16 protein-coding genes and 1 pseudogene are annotated in these 16,752 nt (G+C 69.6%); 7 read left to right on the plus strand and 10 right to left on the minus strand.

Annotated features, from left to right (window positions below):
* Window positions 1-20: 20 nt before the first annotated feature.
* The gene (locus N4G70_RS12795; protein ID WP_261712707.1) at window positions 21-314 is read right to left on the minus strand and encodes a DUF1330 domain-containing protein; all 294 of its coding nucleotides are present in this window, start codon (window positions 312-314) and stop codon (window positions 21-23) included.
* 167 nt (window positions 315-481) lie between these two features.
* Window positions 482-1,042: a carboxymuconolactone decarboxylase family protein gene (locus N4G70_RS12800; RefSeq protein WP_261712708.1), complete on the minus strand. Its 561-nt coding sequence runs from the start codon at window positions 1,040-1,042 to the stop codon at window positions 482-484.
* A 68-nt stretch (window positions 1,043-1,110) separates the two neighbouring features.
* Between N4G70_RS12800 and N4G70_RS12805 the strand changes: the two genes are divergently transcribed.
* Window positions 1,111-1,467 (plus strand): helix-turn-helix domain-containing protein, encoded by a 357-nt coding sequence (locus N4G70_RS12805; protein WP_261712709.1) that lies wholly within the window; start codon window positions 1,111-1,113, stop codon window positions 1,465-1,467.
* A gap of 249 nt (window positions 1,468-1,716) precedes the next feature.
* Window positions 1,717-2,580, plus strand: coding sequence for a GNAT family N-acetyltransferase (locus tag N4G70_RS12810; protein ID WP_261712710.1), 864 nt, complete (start codon window positions 1,717-1,719; stop codon window positions 2,578-2,580).
* A 230-nt stretch (window positions 2,581-2,810) separates the two neighbouring features.
* On the opposite strand, the gene N4G70_RS12815 is transcribed toward N4G70_RS12810, so the two are convergent.
* From N4G70_RS12815 to N4G70_RS12825, 3 genes are all read right to left on the minus strand, one after another.
* Window positions 2,811-3,707 carry a glycoside hydrolase family 19 protein gene (locus N4G70_RS12815; protein WP_261712711.1) on the minus strand — a complete coding sequence of 299 codons (897 nt, stop codon included), beginning with the start codon at window positions 3,705-3,707 and terminating at the stop codon, window positions 2,811-2,813.
* Window positions 3,708-4,002: 295 nt separating this feature from the next.
* Window positions 4,003-6,471 carry an excinuclease ABC subunit UvrA gene (gene uvrA / locus N4G70_RS12820; RefSeq protein ID WP_261712712.1) on the minus strand — a complete coding sequence of 823 codons (2,469 nt, stop codon included), beginning with the start codon at window positions 6,469-6,471 and terminating at the stop codon, window positions 4,003-4,005.
* Window positions 6,472-6,545: 74 nt separating this feature from the next.
* The gene (locus N4G70_RS12825) at window positions 6,546-7,028 is read right to left on the minus strand and encodes an MSMEG_6728 family protein (RefSeq protein WP_261712713.1); all 483 of its coding nucleotides are present in this window, start codon (window positions 7,026-7,028) and stop codon (window positions 6,546-6,548) included.
* A 288-nt stretch (window positions 7,029-7,316) separates the two neighbouring features.
* Between N4G70_RS12825 and N4G70_RS12830 the strand changes: the two genes are divergently transcribed.
* From N4G70_RS12830 to N4G70_RS12840, 3 genes are all read left to right on the plus strand, one after another.
* Entirely contained in the window at window positions 7,317-7,529 is a 213-nt protein-coding gene (locus N4G70_RS12830) for a hypothetical protein (RefSeq protein WP_261712714.1), read from the plus strand.
* Between the two features lie 201 nt (window positions 7,530-7,730).
* Complete coding sequence (locus N4G70_RS12835; RefSeq protein WP_261712715.1) at window positions 7,731-8,564, plus strand: PIG-L family deacetylase; 834 nt, start codon at window positions 7,731-7,733, stop codon at window positions 8,562-8,564.
* 151 nt (window positions 8,565-8,715) lie between these two features.
* Window positions 8,716-9,645 (plus strand): aldo/keto reductase family oxidoreductase, encoded by a 930-nt coding sequence (locus tag N4G70_RS12840; protein WP_261712716.1) that lies wholly within the window; start codon window positions 8,716-8,718, stop codon window positions 9,643-9,645.
* A gap of 115 nt (window positions 9,646-9,760) precedes the next feature.
* On the opposite strand, the gene N4G70_RS12845 is transcribed toward N4G70_RS12840, so the two are convergent.
* The 4 genes from N4G70_RS12845 to N4G70_RS12860 all read right to left on the minus strand — a co-directional run bounded on the left by N4G70_RS12845 (window position 9,761) and on the right by N4G70_RS12860 (window position 15,115).
* Window positions 9,761-11,488: a thiamine pyrophosphate-dependent enzyme gene (locus tag N4G70_RS12845; protein ID WP_261712717.1), complete on the minus strand. Its 1,728-nt coding sequence runs from the start codon at window positions 11,486-11,488 to the stop codon at window positions 9,761-9,763.
* A 140-nt stretch (window positions 11,489-11,628) separates the two neighbouring features.
* Window positions 11,629-13,215 carry an FMN-binding glutamate synthase family protein gene (locus tag N4G70_RS12850; protein ID WP_261712718.1) on the minus strand — a complete coding sequence of 529 codons (1,587 nt, stop codon included), beginning with the start codon at window positions 13,213-13,215 and terminating at the stop codon, window positions 11,629-11,631.
* A gap of 156 nt (window positions 13,216-13,371) precedes the next feature.
* Window positions 13,372-14,484 carry a glutamate--cysteine ligase gene (locus N4G70_RS12855; RefSeq protein WP_261712719.1) on the minus strand — a complete coding sequence of 371 codons (1,113 nt, stop codon included), beginning with the start codon at window positions 14,482-14,484 and terminating at the stop codon, window positions 13,372-13,374.
* A gap of 94 nt (window positions 14,485-14,578) precedes the next feature.
* A complete protein-coding gene (locus N4G70_RS12860; RefSeq protein WP_261712720.1) occupies window positions 14,579-15,115 on the minus strand; it encodes an ATP-binding protein in 537 nt (178 codons plus the stop codon).
* Window positions 15,116-15,196: 81 nt separating this feature from the next.
* Between N4G70_RS12860 and N4G70_RS12865 the strand changes: the two are divergent.
* Both N4G70_RS12865 and N4G70_RS12870 read left to right on the plus strand, forming a co-directional pair.
* Window positions 15,197-15,334 (plus strand): annotated as a pseudogene (locus tag N4G70_RS12865) (TetR/AcrR family transcriptional regulator C-terminal domain-containing protein); the annotation flags it as partial.
* Between the two features lie 217 nt (window positions 15,335-15,551).
* Window positions 15,552-15,905 (plus strand): NTP pyrophosphohydrolase, encoded by a 354-nt coding sequence (locus N4G70_RS12870; RefSeq protein WP_261712721.1) that lies wholly within the window; start codon window positions 15,552-15,554, stop codon window positions 15,903-15,905.
* A gap of 229 nt (window positions 15,906-16,134) precedes the next feature.
* Here the strand turns inward: N4G70_RS12870 and N4G70_RS12875 are convergent, their stop codons facing one another.
* Window positions 16,135-16,563 carry a hypothetical protein gene (locus N4G70_RS12875; protein ID WP_261712722.1) on the minus strand — a complete coding sequence of 143 codons (429 nt, stop codon included), beginning with the start codon at window positions 16,561-16,563 and terminating at the stop codon, window positions 16,135-16,137.
* Window positions 16,564-16,752 lie beyond the last annotated feature (189 nt).

The raw sequence follows: 16,752 nt of genomic DNA on the forward strand, positions 1-16,752 counted from the left end.
AATCCGACCGGACCTCGGTGTCAGCCGGTGCCTTCGACGATGCGGAAGTCGCGCTCGACGCCGTCGGAGAGGGCGACCAGCGCCTCCTTGTAGGCGGCACTCTCGCGTGCCGCGACGGCCTGCTCGAAGCTGTCGAACTCGATCAGGATGGTGCGTTCGACGATTCCGGCGTCGTACGCCACGACCCGACCGTCACGGGCGAGGACCCGACCGCCCCCGGCCTTGACGGCCGAACGGGCCAGCTTGTTGTAGGCGGCCAGCTTCTCGGGGTCTGAGATGGTGCGGTAGACGCTGACCCAGTAGCCCTTGGGCATGGGACCTCCAGTGTTGGGATGAGTGTGACGCAGGGGTTGGTTGGTCTCGGACAGGCGTTTTCCGTCGGGGGGCGAGCGCGAGCGAGGCTTGTCCGCGTCGTGATCGCCGTGGGCGTCGTAGGCGTGTCCGCAGTGCCGGCCGCGGCCTGGGCAGAACCGGAACGTGGTCACGGTGTGGGGAAGCGGTGACCCCAGGGTTCCGGCTCCAGGAGGAGCCCGTTGGCCAGATGACTGATGGTTCGGTACCAGCCGATCAGGACGAGCAGTTCGAGTAGTTGAGCCTCGTCGTAGTGGGTGTGCAGGGCGTCCCAGGCGGACGGTGAGAGCCGGGTCGTGTCATTCAGTTCGTCAACGGCGTGCAGCAGTGCCGTGTGACGTGGTGACCAAGGAGCACTGGCTGTCACATCGGGCCGGGTGGTTGCCCGGAGCTGTTCCGGGGTGAGTCCCGCCTGCGGGGCCAGAGTCGCGGCGTGGACGCCCCACTCATAAGCGCAGGCTGATCGCGCGGTCACCCGGGCGATGACGATCTCCCGGTCGATGGCGGGGAGGAGCCCGTGGCCCAGCAGGCCGGCACCGAGGGCGAACATGCGAGAGGCCAGCTCCGGGTTGCGGTGCAGTACGCGGAAGAGCGCGAGTGGCCCGTGCGGCACACCCGGCGGCATCCATCGGCGCAGCGCCCGGTCGACGTCGGCGGTGTAGGGCGGGGCGAGCGGTTCGATCCGTGGCATCGCGGCACCTCCTGCTTCGATTTTCGAATCAGTATGATGCTTCGAGAACCGAAGCGCAAGGAGTGCGTATGGAAGCCAGAGCGCCCCGTCCGGGTGTGCCAGTGCGGGGGTCCGCATCGGGTCGTCCAGTGATGGCCGCACTCGACCTGCTCGGAAGGCGCTGGACGATGCGGATCCTGTGGGAGCTGAGTCAAGCTCCGGTCGGCTTCCGGGAATTGCAGCGCCAATGCGAGCGCATGTCCTCCAGCGTGCTCAGCACCCGGATCGAGGAACTGTCCGGCGCCCGCCTGCTCGTCCTGGACGGGGACGGCTACCGCCTCACCCCACTCGGCGAGGATCTTGTCGAGGCGCTGAGCCCACTGACCGCCTGGAGCCGGCACTGGGCCGAGGAGACAGGATCCGCGACGCCGGGAGATCCGGAGTGATCACCGGGTGAGCCGACCGGTCCGAGACCGGCGCGTCGACGAGGTGCGGAGCCTCGTCCTTGCGTGTGCGCGGCATGGCGGCCTCCGGTGTCGTTCCGATGCCGTCGCCCGTGAAGCGTGAGGTCTCGGCCTCACCATGTGACGTCACGACGCTCGGCCGGCGCACGACCCGGGCGAAGGCGCGCTTCTGGGCGCCCTCGGCTGGTTAATCGGTTGCACGCGGCCGGGGCGGGGTGTCGGATCCCGGCCATGACGATTGTGCTGAGTACGCCGACGGCCGACGGGGTGCGCGAGGCCGTCGCGGCGCTGCGGGAGTGGCAGGACGACGAAGCGCCGATGCAGCTGCATCCCGGGGACATCGGCTGGAACCACCGGTTCGGAATGGCCGAGACGGCCGCGGCGGTCCGGATGTGGAGCCGGGGCGGGCGGGTCCTGGCTGTCGGCATGCTGGATGCGCCGACGGTGGTGCGGATGACGGTCGCGCCCGACGCTTTCCAGGACGAGGACTTGGCGCGGCGGCTCGTCGAGGACTTCTCGCTGCCCGAGCGCGGCGTGCTGCCTGAGGGTGCGGTGTCCATCGAAGCGCCGCAAGGCCTGCTGCTGCACGACCTGTTGACCACGGAGGGCTGGGGTGTCGACGAGCCGTGGACGCCGCTCTTCCGCGACCTCGCCGAGGCGGTGGAGGATCCAGGTGTGCGGATCACGACGCTCGGCCCGGAGCAGGCGCAGGACTTCGCCGACGTCCTGCGGTCCGCGTTCAACACCACGAGGCCCACGTCGCAGTACCTGCACGAGTTGGCGGCAGGACCGTTCTTCGCCGATGCCCGCTGTCTGGGCGCGTACGACGACCAGGGCCCGGTGGCGGTGGTGACGGTCTGGTCGGCCGGCCCCGGTAAGCCGGGACTGGTCGAGCCGATGGGCGTCCACGCGGAGCATCGCGGCCGCGGCCACGGCCGGGCGATCACCGTCGCCGGGGCGGCCGCACTGCGGGAGTTGGGCGCATCGAGCGTGCGCGTGTGCACGCCGAGCTCCAACGTGGGCGGCGTCGCGACGTACAAGGCGGCGGGCTTCACGGCGAGGCCGGAGATCGCCGACCGGCTCAGGAAGGCCTGACGCCGGCCGGCGCCGCCTCCCCATCCAGCCCCGGCGTGCCACGATCACCCCCGCCTGGAAGCGGTTCGCGGGGTTCAGGTCCTCGTGGAGGCGGCTCATGCGGCGGCGCATCGTCCGGACCGACCAGCCCAACTGGCGTGCGATCGCCTCGTCCTTGCTGTGACCACCGCTCACCCGCACGTGTGCCCCGCTCCCTGCCCATGAGCGGGGCACACCGGCATGCGGGGCCGTCAGCAGCTCAAGTTGCCGCCGGCCGGGACACCGAGGATCGAGACGAAGCTCTGATACGCGTTGATCCGGCTCTGCACCTGCGCGGGGTTGCCGCCGTTGCACTCGATGCTGCCGTTGATGCTGCGGATGGTCTCACCGAACCCGGCGCCGTTGACCATGGCGTTGTGCGGGGTCATGGTGCCGGGGCCGCTCTGCGTGTTCCAGTACCACAGGCCGGTCTTCCAGGCGATGGCGGAGTCGCTCTGCACGAGGTTCGGGTTGTGCAGCAGGTCGATGCCGAGCGCGTCGCCCGCCGCCTTGTAGTTGAAGTTCCAGCTCAGCTGGATCGGGCCACGGCCGTAGTACGCGGACTGGCCGGCCGGGCAGCCGTAGGGCTGTGTCACGTCGCAGTAGTGCGAGTAGTTGGCGGTGTTCTGCTCGACGATGTAGACGAGCCCGCCGGTCTCGTGGCTGACGTTGGCGAGGAACGCCGCGGCCTCCTGCCGCTTGACCGTGTCGCTGCCGGTGTTCGCGAAGCCCGGGTACGCGCTGAGCGCGGCGGTCAGGCCGCTATAGGTGTAGAACGAGTTCCGGTTCGGGAACATCTGGTTGAACTGGGCCTCGCTGACCACGAACGATCCGCTGGACGGCGGAGTGGTCGGGCCACCGCCGCCGCAGGCACCCTGGTCGGCCCAGACGGCGGCGACGCCGGGCGTCTCGCCCTGAGTCCACCACTTGGCCTGCCAGTTGTGGCTGTTGTGCGAAGCGGACATCCCGCCGGTGTAGACCGAGGAGGAACTCCAGGCACCGGCGCAGGTGGCGGCGGCCGAGGCGGGGGATGCCAGCGGCACGAGGAGGGCGAGTCCCAGCGCGACCGCGAACGCGGTGAGAAGAGCGATGAGCCGTTGTCTCGACACGCGACCACTCCTTCTAGGAGTTGAGGGGGGATCACGGCAGACTCAAGCGGAATGGTCTGAACCTGTCAAGGTCCAGACCAATTTACGGCTCTCCCCGCGACCAGCGAACACAGTGCACCGCGCGAGCCGCATGCGTACGCTTCGTTCGCTCGGGTCAGTGCGCGTCGGCCTTCAACCACGGTGACGCTGACCATGCTTGACGGCGCGTCAGATAGCGGAGTGCAAGCATCCCAACAGCGGAAACCGCTCGAATCGCATGCGGGCGCCCTACCCGGATCGGCGCCGCGAGCCGTCGTCAGGAGCGTGCGATCCGGGCCGCGAGATAGGGCGCCGTGGCACTGCGGCGGGACCTCGCCACCTTGGCCGGCGGGCCCGCCGCGACCACCCGGCCACCCGCGTCGCCTCCGCCCGGCCCGAGGTCGATGACCCAGTCGGCCGTGGCGATCGTGTCCAGGTCGTGCTCGACGAGGACGACCGTGTTGCCTGCGTCGACGAGCCGGTGCAGTTGTCGCAGCAGCAGCGCGATGTCCGCCGGGTGCAGCCCTGCCGTCGGCTCGTCGAGCAGGTAGAGCGCGTGCCCGCGGCGGGCCCGTTGCAGTTCGGTGGCCAGCTTGATGCGCTGCGCCTCACCACCGCTGAGTTCCGTAGCGGGCTGGCCAAGACGCAGATACCCGAGGCCCACCTCGCGCAGCGTCTCCAGGCTGCGCGAGGCGGCCGGGACGGCGGAGAGGAACGTGGCCGCGGCGTCCACGGACAGCGACAGCACTTCCGCGATGTTCTTGCCGCGGTAGGTGACCTCCAGCGTTTCGGCGTTGTACCGGGCGCCCCGACACGTCGGGCACGGCGCGTAGGTGCCGGGCAGGAAGAGCAGTTCCACGGCGACGAACCCTTCGCCCTGGCAGGTCTCGCACCGCCCTTCGGGCACGTTGAAGGAGAACCGCCCGGCCGAGTAGCCGCGCGCCCTGGCCTCGTCCGTCGCCGCGTACAGCTTGCGCACCGCGTCGAACATGCCCGTGTACGTGGCCAGGTTGGACCGGGGAGTCCGGCCGATGGGCCGCTGGTCGACCAGGACCAGCCGGTCGAACGACTCGACGCCCGACGCGTCCTGGACATCGACCTCCAGGCTCGCCTCGTCGGGTTCCTCGGCCACGAGTCCGAGGTGGCCGCGGACGACCTCGGCGAGCACCTGCGTCACCAGTGTCGACTTTCCGGAACCGGACACGCCCGTGACCGCCGTCAGTACGCGGAGCGGCACATCGACGGAGACATCGTGCAGATTGTGGCGGGAGACGCCGCGCAGGCGCAGCCGGCCGTGCGGTGTACGGGGACGGTGATCGAGCGGCTGGGCGCGGCCGAACAGGTACTGGCTCGTGGCCGACTCCCCGACCCGTTCGAGCCCGGCGACCGGGCCGCTGTACAGCACGCGTCCGCCGCCCTCCCCCGCGCCGGGGCCAATGTCGACCACCCAGTCCGCGCGCCGCACGACGTCCATGTCGTGCTCCACGACGAACAGCGAGTTGCCCGCCGCCTTGAGGCGGTCCAGCACGTCGAGGAGCGGTTCCGCGTCAGCCGGGTGCAGCCCCGCGGACGGTTCGTCCAGGACGTAGACGACGCCGAAGAGACCCGAGCGGAGCTGGGTGGCGATCCGCAGGCGCTGCGCCTCGCCGGGTGACAGGGTCGTCGAGCGGCGCCCGAGACCGAGGTACCCCAGGCCCAGTTCCAGCAGTACGTCGATGCGTGCGACCAGATCCCCGCAGATCCGGACCGCGACCTCGGTCGTCTCCCCGGAGCGGGCGGAAGAGGTCGCGGCGTCGGCGGTGGACCGCTCTGCGACGGGCCGCAGGAGCGCCCCGACGTCGGTGAGCGGCATCGCGTTGATCTCGGCGATGGAGTGGCCGGCGAAGGTCACGGCCAGCGCCTCGGGCCGCAGTCCGCTGCCGTGGCATTCGGGGCAGGGCACACTCCTGACGAACCTCAGCGCCCGTTCGCGCATCCTCTCGCTCTTGGAGTCGGTGAGGACGTGCATGATGTGTTTGCGGGCGCTCCAGAACGTGCCTTGGTAGCCGTAGTCGACGCGGTCCTCCTCCGGCTCGATGTATACGGACGGTTGCTCGTCCGTGTACAGGAGCCACTCCCGGTCCTTCTTCCTGAGCCTGCGCCACGGCCGGTCGATGTCGATCCCCAGGCCGTTCACGACGCTGCGCAGGTTGGCACCCTGCCAGGCGCCCGGCCAGGCGGCGATCGCCCCCTCCCGGATGCTCAGGGAGGGATCCGGGACGAGCAGGTCCTCGGCCACGTCGTGCACGACCCCAAGCCCGTGGCACTCCGGGCAGGCACCGGCCGCGGTGTTGGGTGAGAACGACTCTGCTTCGAGGCGTGCGGCCCGGGGCGGATAGGTGCCGGCGCGCGAGTACAGCATGCGCAGCAGATTGGACAGCGTGGTGAGGGTGCCCACCGTCGAGCGCGAGCTGGGCGACCCGCGCCGCTGTTGGAGGGCCACGGCGGGTGGCAGTCCGGTGATTTCCTGTACATGCGGGGCGCCAACCTGCTGCAACAGCCTTCGGGCGTATGGTGCCACGGACTCGAAGTAGCGCCGTTGGGCCTCCGCGTAGAGCGTGCCGAACGCGAGCGAGGACTTCCCCGAACCGGAGACGCCGGTGAAAGCGACCATCGCGTCCCGCGGAACGTCGACATCGATGTTCCGCAGGTTGTTCTCACTGGCGCCCCGGACATGCACGAAGGGGTCGCTGGCGTCCCTGTTCACCGTTCCTGACTACCTCATCGCGCGGCGATCCGCGCGATGAGGTCCTGACCTTCACTGACATCGACAGCATCCTCTCAAGCCCCGTCCACTCCGCTTTCCCGGTCCGATGCGGGCCAGATGTAGGGCAAATCTTCCGGGGTGTCCGCGAAGAGAGGCCGATAGAATCCGGGGTCTTTTCGTACCAGCGCCGAACGGTGACTCAGATGGAATTCCGCTGAGCCCAGCCACAGCGGCAGTTCCCGCGCTCGGGCAAGCTCCTTCTGCACCCGTACGGAACCTCCTGGACGCCACCGGAGAAAGTCCTCCATCAGCGTGTCGGCACACGTGTCGACACGCCCTTCCGCCGTCCAAGCCCCGCAGATCTCCAGTCCGTAGCGGACCAGGGCTTCCTCGTATCCCGACCACATCCGCACGGCGGGATGGCGCCGCCAGCCGTATCCCGGAACCGTCAATCCGCGGAAAACCTGCAAGGCCTCGACACGTTGCTTACCAAGCCTGCGCTGGTCCAGAACCGCAGCCGAACGTCTGAAGTCCGGAAAGGGCAAGAAGGTCTGCATGGACCCCTGATATCACCTGCCGTCCGCCACGGTCAGGATTGACGATACGAACCACAAGCCGTCATAGGACCCGACGTGACCGACGAGGATCGCGACCCGTGCCGGCCTGCGCAGGCGTTGTCTGCGCCCCGCCGTGGGCGCGGCGCAGGCGTTGTCCGCGCCCCGCCATGTGCACGGCCACGGCCGACGCGTCCGCCTCCGCGTGAAATCGGTGAGCGCACAAGGGACCGGCCCCCGACGAAACGGGTAGGAGCGGGGTGACCGCCCGCGACCGAGGGAGAAGCCCCTGTGACCAGCGATGACCTGATTTCCCGGATCACCCGGCTCGAGACGCGCCTCACGGAGCCGACACCGGCCCCCTTGGGCGGACAGGTCAGCATTCCGCTCGATCCGATCCGCCACCATGTCTATACGGGCGATGGCGGACCCTGCACCACGGAGCTCTTCGGGCAGCGATGTGCCGAACCCTGCGACCGCCATGAACAGCCGCACCCCACATAGTTCCAGGTGGGCAGAGGGCCGGGTGGCCAGGTGCCCCGGCAGAGGATCCACGGAGGCGGCACCCGGTCCGGCACGCCCGGCCAACCCCCGTAAGCTCAAGAGGAGTTACCCGTCCCAATCTCCGCGGAGGCAGTGGCCGCCGGGACCTGATGGCGGCCGGGTCGCCGTTGGAGTGCCCTTTTCGCACAGGAGACATGTTTCGTGAACGATCGGCCCTTGACTCTCATGGCAGTGCACGCCCACCCCGATGACGAGGCAACCAGCACGGGAGGGATTCTCGCCCGGTACGCGGCGGAAGGAATTCGTACGGTCCTCGTGACGTGTACCGACGGCGGATGCGGAGATGGCCCCGGAGGAGCCAAACCGGGAGAGCCCGGGCATGATCCGGCTGCCGTCGCGGCCATGCGTCGCGATGAACTCAAGGCCAGCTGCGCGGTCCTGAAGATCAGTCATGTGGAGATGCTGGACTACGCGGACTCCGGCATGATGGGCTGGCCCACCAATGACGCCCCCGCATCGTTCTGGCGAACACCGGTGGAGGAGGGCGCGGCCCGTCTCGCGGAACTCATCCGTCACTACGAACCCGATGTGGTCGTCACCTACGACGAGAATGGTTTCTACGGCCACCCGGATCACATTCAGGCGAACCGCATCACCATGGCGGCGCTTGCCATGACCGCGCGGACACCGAAGGTGTACTGGACGACTGCTCCCCGCTCCATGATGCGGCGGTTCGGTGAAGTGATGCGCGAGTTCGACCCGAACGCTCCGGAGCCGGATCCCGCGCAGGCCGCCGCGATGGCGACCATCGGACTCCCGGACGAAGAGATCACCACCTGGGTGGACACGTCAGCTTTTGGCGCGCAGAAATTCGACGCGCTGGCCGCACACGCGAGTCAGGGGGAGAACATCTTCTTCCTGAGGATGGGCCAGGAGAGGTTCACGGAACTCATGGGTGTCGAGACCTTCGTACGCGTCCAGGACAGCACCGGGGCTGCCCTGCCCGAGGACGACCTGTTCGCCGGTCTGCGCTGAACGACGGGCCTCGGGCCAACGGCTGTCAGGGTGGCCGCGGCCGCCTGGCCGGGGGGGCGGCCCGGAGCCAGTTCCGTTCCCTTTCGGCCGGGGCCGGCCCGCCGGCCGGGGCAAGGAGCGGCGGCGGAGGCGATCCGACAGGATGGGCGCCATGAAGACCATCGCCTTCCCTCAGACCGAACTGCGGGCGTCCAACGTCGTCCTGGGACAGATGCGCATCACCGAACTCGGGGACGAGGACATCCGCACCCTTTACGGCAGCGCACGGGACGCCGGGATCAATGTTTTCGACCACGCCGACATCTACGGGCCTTCACGCCACGCTTGTGAGGAGCGCTTCGGGCAGGCCCTCCAACTCTCCGCCACCGAACGCGAGTCGATCGTCATCCAGAGCAAGGTCGGCATCCGGCCCGGCTTCTTCGACTTCTCCAAGGGGCACATCGTGCGTACCGTCGAGGAGTCGCTGGCGGCCCTGCGCACCGACTACCTCGACGTCCTGCTGCTGCACCGTCCCGACACTCTCGTCGAGCCCGAGGAGGTGGCCGCGGCCTTCGACGAACTGCACGCGGCCGGGAAGGTGGTGAACTTCGGGGTCTCCAACCACACGCCCGGACAGATCGAACTGCTCAAGACCGCGGTTCAGCGTCCACTGGTGGCCAATCAGGTACAACTCAGCATCACGCACTGCCCGTTGATCGCCTCGGGGATCGCGGCGAACATGGGCGGACTCGACCAGTCGCTCGACCGCGACAACGGCCTGCTCGACCACGCGCGGCTGCACGGCATCACGCTTCAGGCATGGTCGCCGTTCCAGAAGGGCTTCTTCGACGGGGTCTTCATCGGCGACACCGAGCACTTCCCGGAACTCAACTCCGTCCTGGACGAACTGGCCGTGAAGTACGAGGTGACCCCGACGGGTATCGCCGTCGCATGGATCACCCGCCATCCGGCGAACATGCAGGTAGTGCTGGGCACCACCAACCCGGGACGGGTGGCCGAGTCCGCGGCCGGCTCGGAGATCCCGCTCACCCGCGAAGAGTGGTACCGCCTCTTCAGCGCCGCCGGGCACGTCATCCCCTGAGAGTCCCTGCCTCCGGCCCTGGTGGACGTCACCAGGGCCGGACAAGCGGCGGCGAGGCACCCGCCCGCAACACGGCGGGCGCCGGTAGCGCAAGCGGTGGCCGGACCGGGCCGGGTCAGCTCCCGGAGCTGTTGAGGTTTTCGCGCACCTTGGCGATGGCGAAGCCCCAGCCCTGCTGGACGGTGGGCTTGGCGGGCACGGCGATCTCGTCGGGGTTGGTCAGCACGTCGAGGACGACCGGTCCGGGCTCGGCGAAGGCTCGCTCGACCGCTTCGGCCAGGTCCTCGGCGCGCTCCACGCGGATGCCCTTGATGCCCAGCGCCTGGGCGACCGCGGCGAAGTCCGGGTTGTCCAGGACGGTGCCGAACTCGGGGAGCCCCGCTTGTTCCTGTTCGAGCTTGACCATGCCCAGACGCTGGTTGTCGAAGACGACGAGCTTGATGGGCAGTCGCTCGGTACGGATCGTCATGAGGTCGCCGAGCAGCATCGACAGGCCTCCGTCGCCGCAGAACGCGACGGTCTGCCGGTCGCGGTCCAGGAGCTGGGCGCCGATGGCCTGCGGCATCGCGTTGGCCATGGAACCGAGGTTGTAGGAACCGATGAGTCGGCGGCTGCCGCGCATCTCGACGAAGCGGGAGAGCCACACGGTGGCCATCCCGGTGTCGGAGGTGAAGACGGCGTCGGCGTCGGCCGCGGCGTCCACCGCGGCGGCGAGCGCCTCGGGGCGCACGAGGTGGTCCCGGTTGTCGAACGCGGAGCGGACCTTGCCGATCAGGCCCTTGTCGTGACCGGGTGCGGCGAGGCGGCGCTGTCCGTCCTGCCAGTCGGCGAACTTCTTGCGCGCGGAGTCGAGGTGCGTTCGGTCCTCGCGGGCGGCGACGCGCTCCAGGAGCCCGCGCACGGTGGGGCCGACGTCGGCAGCGAGCGCCACGTCGACGGGCACACGCCGTCCGATGTGCTCGGCGACGCGGTCGACCTGGACGACCTTCTTGCCCTCGGGGTACCACTCCCGGTAGGGGAAGTCGGTGCCGAGGAGGACCAGGGTGTCGGCGTGGTCCATGGCGTGGGCGGCGGCCGGGTTGCCGATCAGGCCGGTCTGGCCGACCTGGAAGGGGTTGTCTCCCTCGAAGCCCTCCTTTGCCTTGAGGGTGACCACCATGGGTGCGGCGAGGCGGTCGGCGAGGGCGAGCACGTCGTCATGGGAGGTGCGGGCTCCGCGGCCGACGAGCAGGGTGACGTTTCCGCCGTCGTTGATGAGGCGGGCGGCCTCGTCGAGCGCGGGGTCGTCGGGCCGGTTCTCGGAGCGGGCGACGGAGAGCCGCACCGGGCGGTCGGCCGGCACTTCCTGGCCGCCGATGTCGCCGGGGACGGTGAGGACGGCGACGCCCCGCCGTCCGATGGCGGTGCGGACGGCGACCTCCAGGAGGGCCGGTAGCTGTTCGGGCGAGGTGACGGTGGCGCGGAAGACAGCGACATCCTTGAAGAGGAGGTCGTTGTCGACCTCCTGGAAATAGTCGGTGCCGACCTCGGAGAGGGGGACCTGCCCGGCGATGGCGAGCACGGGCGTGCCGCTCTTGGCAGCGTCGTACAGGCCGTTGAGCAAGTGCACGGAGCCCGGCCCGACGGTGCCCATGCACACGCCGAGCGTGTCGGTGAGCTGCGACTGCGCTCCGGCCGCGAAAGCGGCGGCTTCCTCATGGCGGCAGCCGACCCAGGAAAGGGTCTCAGAGGTCCGGATGGCGTCGGTGAACGGGTTGAGGGCGTCGCCGACGACACCGAAGACGTGCCGCACGCCGAGTTCCTCCAGCGCGTCGGTGAAGAGGCGGGCGACGGTACGAGACATGGGTGCACGGCCTTTCTGTGGACCGCGGGCCTGCGGGTCTGGCCTGCGGGGTCTTTCGGGATACGGGTGTCGGTCGGACAACCGGCGGCCCCGTCGCGAACGGCGCGACGGACTCAGGGTGGACAGGACGGCCGGGATGGTCAGCCGGTGAAGCTGTCCGGGTCGGCCGCCTTCCAGTCGGCGGCCCACCCGGCAGGTGGGTCCACCGTCAGCTCGCCAGGCTTCAGCCACTCGTAGAGTTCGGCATAGGAGCGGAATTCATCGGCGTCGGTGGCGCGGCGACGCACCAGATGCGGACCGAGCTCGCCGGGCTCGGAGGCACCCATGGCGGCCATGATCTGTAGGGCGCTGGAGACGGTCGCCTCCTGATAGCGCCGGACCCGCTCGGACTTGTCGTCGACGTCAAGGGCACGGGCCCGGCGCGGGTCCTGGGTGGTGACGCCGGTGGGGCAGCGGTTGGTGTGGCAGCGCTGGGCCTGGATGCAGCCGACGGCGAACATCATGGCGCGGGCCGCGTTCGTCCAGTCGGCGCCCATGGCGAGGCGTTTGACGATGTCCGCGCCGGTGGCGACCTTGCCGCTGGCGCCGACCCGGACGCGGTCGCGCAGTCCGGCGCCGACCAGCGCGTTGTGAACGGTGATCAGTCCTTCTGTGAGCGGCATGCCCAGGTGGTCGGCGAACTCCAGAGGGGCGGCGCCGGTGCCGCCTTCGGCGCCGTCGACGATGATGAAGTCGGGGGTGATGTCCTCGGCGAGCATCGCCTTGCACACGGCGAGGAACTGCGCACGGGAGCCGGGGCAGAGCTTGAAGCCGACCGGTTTTCCATCGGCGAGCTCCCGCATGCGGGCCAGGAACCGCACCATCTCGCGTGGGGTGGCGAAGGCTCGGTGGTACGGCGGTGAGATCACCGTTTCGCCTTCCGGGACGCCGCGGACCCGAGCGATCTCCGTATTGACCTTGCTCCCGGGCAGCACGCCGCCGATGCCGGGCTTGGCGCCCTGGGAGAGTTTCAGGGAGACGCACTTGACGGCCGGATGGGCGGCCTTCTCGCGGAACTGGTCCGGGTCGAAGTCGCCGTCCTTGGTACGGCAGCCGAAGTATCCGGTGCCGATCTCCCAGATGATGTCGCCGCCGGGGCGAAGGTGGTATTCGGACAGGCCGCCCTCACCGGTGTCATGGGCGAAGCCTCCACGTGCCGCACCCGTGTTGAGCGCAAGGACCGCGTTGGCGGAGAGGGAGCCGAAGCTCATCGCGGAGACGTTCAGCAGCGCCATGTCGTACGGCTGGGTGCAGTCGGGGCCGCCGACGCGCACGCGGGGCGCGTGCTTCGGCATGTCGACCGGCCGCATCGACGGCACCAGGAATTCGTAGCCCCGGCTGTACATGTCGCGCTCGCTGCCGAAGGGCTCTTCCGCGTCCACGCCCTTGGCCCGCTCGTAGACAATGCTGCGGGTGTCCCGGTCGTAGGGGCGGCCGTCGTAATTGCGCTCCACGAAGTACTGCTGGAGTTCGGGACGGATCGCCTCCAGGAGGAAACGGGCATGCCCCAGAACCGGATAGTTGCGCAACACCGAGTGACGCCGCTGCACCAGGTCGTAGCAGCCGACCAGCGCGATAGCACCTATCAGGCAACCCGCCAACCACCACCAGGGCGAGACGAACAACGCCGAGACCACTGCCGCGGCGGCACCCACAATGAGCAGGCCCACGGCCCCAAAACGCACCATGCATGTCCGCGTATCCGGGATCGCGGTATTCATGTGCGCCCCCATCGCGATTCCGGTGGCCGCGCCGACCGGCGAGGGGCGACGCCTCGGACACAACGGCGTCGCCGCCCCCGCCGCACAGAGCTGCCACGGGGCTGCCAGATCCCTAGCGAAGCATTACCCGCTCTCTGGCGCCCCGAGAGCCGTTTCCTGGGTGATGAAATCGGTCAGGGCAGTCATGTGACCTCCTCGCAGCAGCGCCTGGCGCTGCTGGTCGGCGCCTGTGCCCTCGCGCAGGAGCCGACTGATGAGGGGTTCGACGTGCCGAATGTCGCCGTGGTCCTGCAAGCCCGGAGTGATGTATTCGACGAGCCGGCTCAGCACGTCGGCCGCCGGCTGGGGGTGGCCCTGCGTGTCCAGGAGCGTGGAGGAGAGACCATGGCGGGCCGCGTGCCACATGGCCGCCTGGAGGACTTCGGGCCGAGCGGGCCGTAGGGGGACGCCGTCCTTGTGGTCGCGCAGTGCGGTGGCGGCCAGGGCCCGTACGATCCCGGCGAGCATGGTGGCGTCGTCGGCCCGGAGTTGGACGTCCATGCAGCGCACTTCCACGGTGGGAAAGCGCTCGGAGAGTCGCGCGTGCCAGTAGAGCTGTCCCGTGTCGCCGATGACGGAGGAGGCGACGAGCGCCCCGATGCTTTCTTCGTAGTCGGTGAGACCGTCGAAGTGCGGGGGCACGCCGCCCACTGGCCAGCGGCTGAACACCAGGGTTCGCCAGCTCGCGAAGGACGTGTCGCGCCCCTCCCAGAACGGAGAGTTCGCCGACATCGCCAAAAGCGTGGGCAACCAGACCCGGATCCGGTTCAGGACAGCCACACCGGTCTCCCGGTCCGGCACCCCGACATGTACATGCATCCCGTTGATCAGCAGCTCTTCCGCCATCCTGCCGCCCTGGCCATGGAGCCGTCCGTAACGGCGCCCGCCGGTGACGGGAACCTGGTGCTCCCCCACCAGCGGGGCCGACGCGGTCGCTGCCAGACGGCACCCGGAGCGCTCCGCGGCCGTGCTCAGCGCGTGGCGCAGGCGCAGCAAATGCCCGCCCACCTCCGTCAACTCCTGGCACACCGGGGTGGCGATCTCCACCTGAGCCTGCAACAGCTCGGGCTGGACTTCGCTCTCCTCTGCGACGCCGTCCAGGCCCGCAGCGCGACGTACCTCCTCCGACCGCGCGGCCGGCTGCCCGGTCGCCGGGTCCAGAAGCAGGTATTCCTCTTCAACTCCGACAGTGATCACGCAACTCGGATACCCGCTCCAGGGGATCCCTATCGGTCCGAATTGCCCTGAATGCGAATACGTCTGTCCCAACGGGGGAGCGGAACCATCAGGGTCAGCGGAGTGCCATTCTGGTCGCCCCGCGGCCGACCGGACGGTCCGCCGGCCATGCGTCGACCGCGTGCCATTCGGCTCGGACGGTCTTGCCGTGGGCGTGCGGCAGGACGTCGAGCGAGGAGGTGAGATCCTCGGCGATGTGCCATCCCATACCGCCGCCGACGGCGAGGTCGGGTCGACGCGGGGCGGGAGGAGCAGTGCTGGTGTCCTGGACATCGGCGGTGAGGACCGCGCCCTGAGTGCGGAGGCACAAGATCCAGTCGCCCCGTTCCGTATGGCGCACGGCGTTGCCCAGCAATTCGCTGACGACCAGCACGACAGCGTCGCGGTCGACCCACGGACAGGCGGCCCGTACATATTCGGCGGTGGCGTGGCGGGCCTCGGCAAGGTCTGCGGCGCGGGATTCGATGACGAGCACGGGATGCTTCCACCCTTCTTCCAGCAGCGAATGTTCTGCCGTGTCCGCCCATTGCCACTGCCACGGACTCGGCACCATCCAGTGCACCGCCCTGCGGTCCGCGCGGACATCGGCCATCGAGCCGGTCTCGGTCCCACCGCTTCGGGCCCTTGGTCCCGCATCGCCGAGCCACACGCATGGAGGTCGCCGGCGGACTGACGCGAGACGTTGCGCCTCCTCGCCCGGCACACGAGGCAGGCAGCCCTGCGTCACGAGTGGTTCGCCGACCTGCTCGGCGGCCGCCCGGCCCTGGGTCCGAACGGTCTCGCCGTGGCCGGGGCCACGCTCGCCGCCGTGTCCGTCACAATCGGGCCGCCCCCGTCGTCGTCATGACGATACGCAGGCACGAGACCAGGTGACGCTGTCTCCCGGACAGCCGAGCCTCCCACGGCGAACCGTGGTCAGGGCGGGCAAAAGACCGTTCGGAGGAGCGGGTGGCAGAATCACGGCACGTGACGAGACACGTGATGCGCTGCACCCCCTGCTGGGCGACCCGTTGTGACAGGGCGGGGTCATGACTGCGCGCCCTGTGCTGATCGTTGATGCGGCGAACGTCGTCGGATCCGTGCCCGATGGCTGGTGGCGCGACCGCAAGGGCGCGGCCGAGCGACTGCGGGACCGGCTCGCCGAGCGGCACTTCGACGAGGAGGTCGTCCTGGTCGTCGAGGGAGCGGCCCGGGATGTCGAGTCCGTGCCAGGGGTGCGGGTCGAGTCCGCGTCGGGCAGCGGGGACGACCTCATCGTCGAGCTCGCCGCCGCCCATGCCGACAGGCCCTGCACGGTCGTGACCGCGGACCGCGAGCTGCGCGAACGGGTCAGGGCGTACGGTGCCGAGTGTGTCGGACCTCGGACGGTCCGGCCCGTCTGAGGGCCGGTTCCGGGCGGACCAGGTGTGCTCGTCCCCGCGCGGCGTCGGGTCCGACGGGCGCGGCGCCCGTCTCTCCGCGGGACGGCTCGCCGGCCAGCTGCCGTCGGCGTGTCGGTGGCGGGGCGTCGCAGCCGAAACGGACCGGGAAGTCCCCCAACCTGATCGCGCGGTATGCAGAAGCCGTCGACTTCGGGCTGGGGCAGAAACCCGGACCATTCCCTCCTGGGCGCTACGGGGCAGGCCGGCCCGGCGGGGACCACGGCTGAGGGAGGGGCGGCGGTCCGTCGAGGGCTCCGCGGAGTTTCTCCTTGAGGGACTTCGGCGGCGCTTCCGCCTCCTTCCGCGCGTGCATGAGCCGCGCGATCGACACCCGGACATGACACTCCAGCTCCCGCTGCCTCACCGACACCACCCAGACGCCGTCCCGCCCGAGGAACGCCTCCCGGCCCGGTTCGTCACCATGCCGGGCGCGCAGAGCCAGTGCACGCGGGAGGTATTGCAGGGCCGCGTCCTCGGCCGCGGCCACCGCCGCCGCCTCGTCCTGGCCGATGCGGTACGTGCCCGCCAGCCTCCAGCGGTGCAGGCTCAGAGATACGCCGTCGGCGCGCTCGTTCATCCATGTGTCCTCCTCGATGAGGACATACCACTCGGGGGTCATGACGTACGTCTCCCTGCCTAGTCCGTGCGGGAGTTCATACTGGACCACGCCAGTCAGCGCCCAACGGTTACCCCGTCGCTGGCGGCGCGCAGACACCTGCTCCGCTTGCCCGGTGGCGCCCGGAGACAGCCCCGCGGAGGCGGCGCCATCCGCAGAACGAAGGACTACGCGCCACCCGGCCCGTGTCCG

It is taken from the genome of Streptomyces sp. ASQP_92, from assembly GCF_025399895.1.
Lineage (GTDB): Bacteria > Actinomycetota > Actinomycetes > Streptomycetales > Streptomycetaceae > Streptomyces.

Bases quoted from the DNA above. Each gene is read 5' to 3' on its own strand.
- N4G70_RS12850 (WP_261712718.1), bottom strand. From the start codon at position 13,215: ATGGTGCGTTTTGGGGCCGTGGGCCTGCTCATTGTGGGTGCCGCCGCG.
- N4G70_RS12795 (WP_261712707.1), bottom strand. From the start codon at position 314: ATGCCCAAGGGCTACTGGGTCAGCGTCTACCGCACCATCTCAGACCCC.
- N4G70_RS12810 (WP_261712710.1), top strand. From the start codon at position 1,717: ATGACGATTGTGCTGAGTACGCCGACGGCCGACGGGGTGCGCGAGGCC.
- N4G70_RS12870 (WP_261712721.1), top strand. From the start codon at position 15,552: ATGACTGCGCGCCCTGTGCTGATCGTTGATGCGGCGAACGTCGTCGGA.
- N4G70_RS12875 (WP_261712722.1), bottom strand. From the start codon at position 16,563: ATGACCCCCGAGTGGTATGTCCTCATCGAGGAGGACACATGGATGAAC.
- N4G70_RS12825 (WP_261712713.1), bottom strand. From the start codon at position 7,028: ATGCAGACCTTCTTGCCCTTTCCGGACTTCAGACGTTCGGCTGCGGTT.
- N4G70_RS12840 (WP_261712716.1), top strand. From the start codon at position 8,716: ATGAAGACCATCGCCTTCCCTCAGACCGAACTGCGGGCGTCCAACGTC.
- N4G70_RS12800 (WP_261712708.1), bottom strand. From the start codon at position 1,042: ATGCCACGGATCGAACCGCTCGCCCCGCCCTACACCGCCGACGTCGAC.
- N4G70_RS12805 (WP_261712709.1), top strand. From the start codon at position 1,111: ATGGAAGCCAGAGCGCCCCGTCCGGGTGTGCCAGTGCGGGGGTCCGCA.
- N4G70_RS12860 (WP_261712720.1), bottom strand. From the start codon at position 15,115: ATGGCCGATGTCCGCGCGGACCGCAGGGCGGTGCACTGGATGGTGCCG.
- N4G70_RS12845 (WP_261712717.1), bottom strand. From the start codon at position 11,488: ATGTCTCGTACCGTCGCCCGCCTCTTCACCGACGCGCTGGAGGAACTC.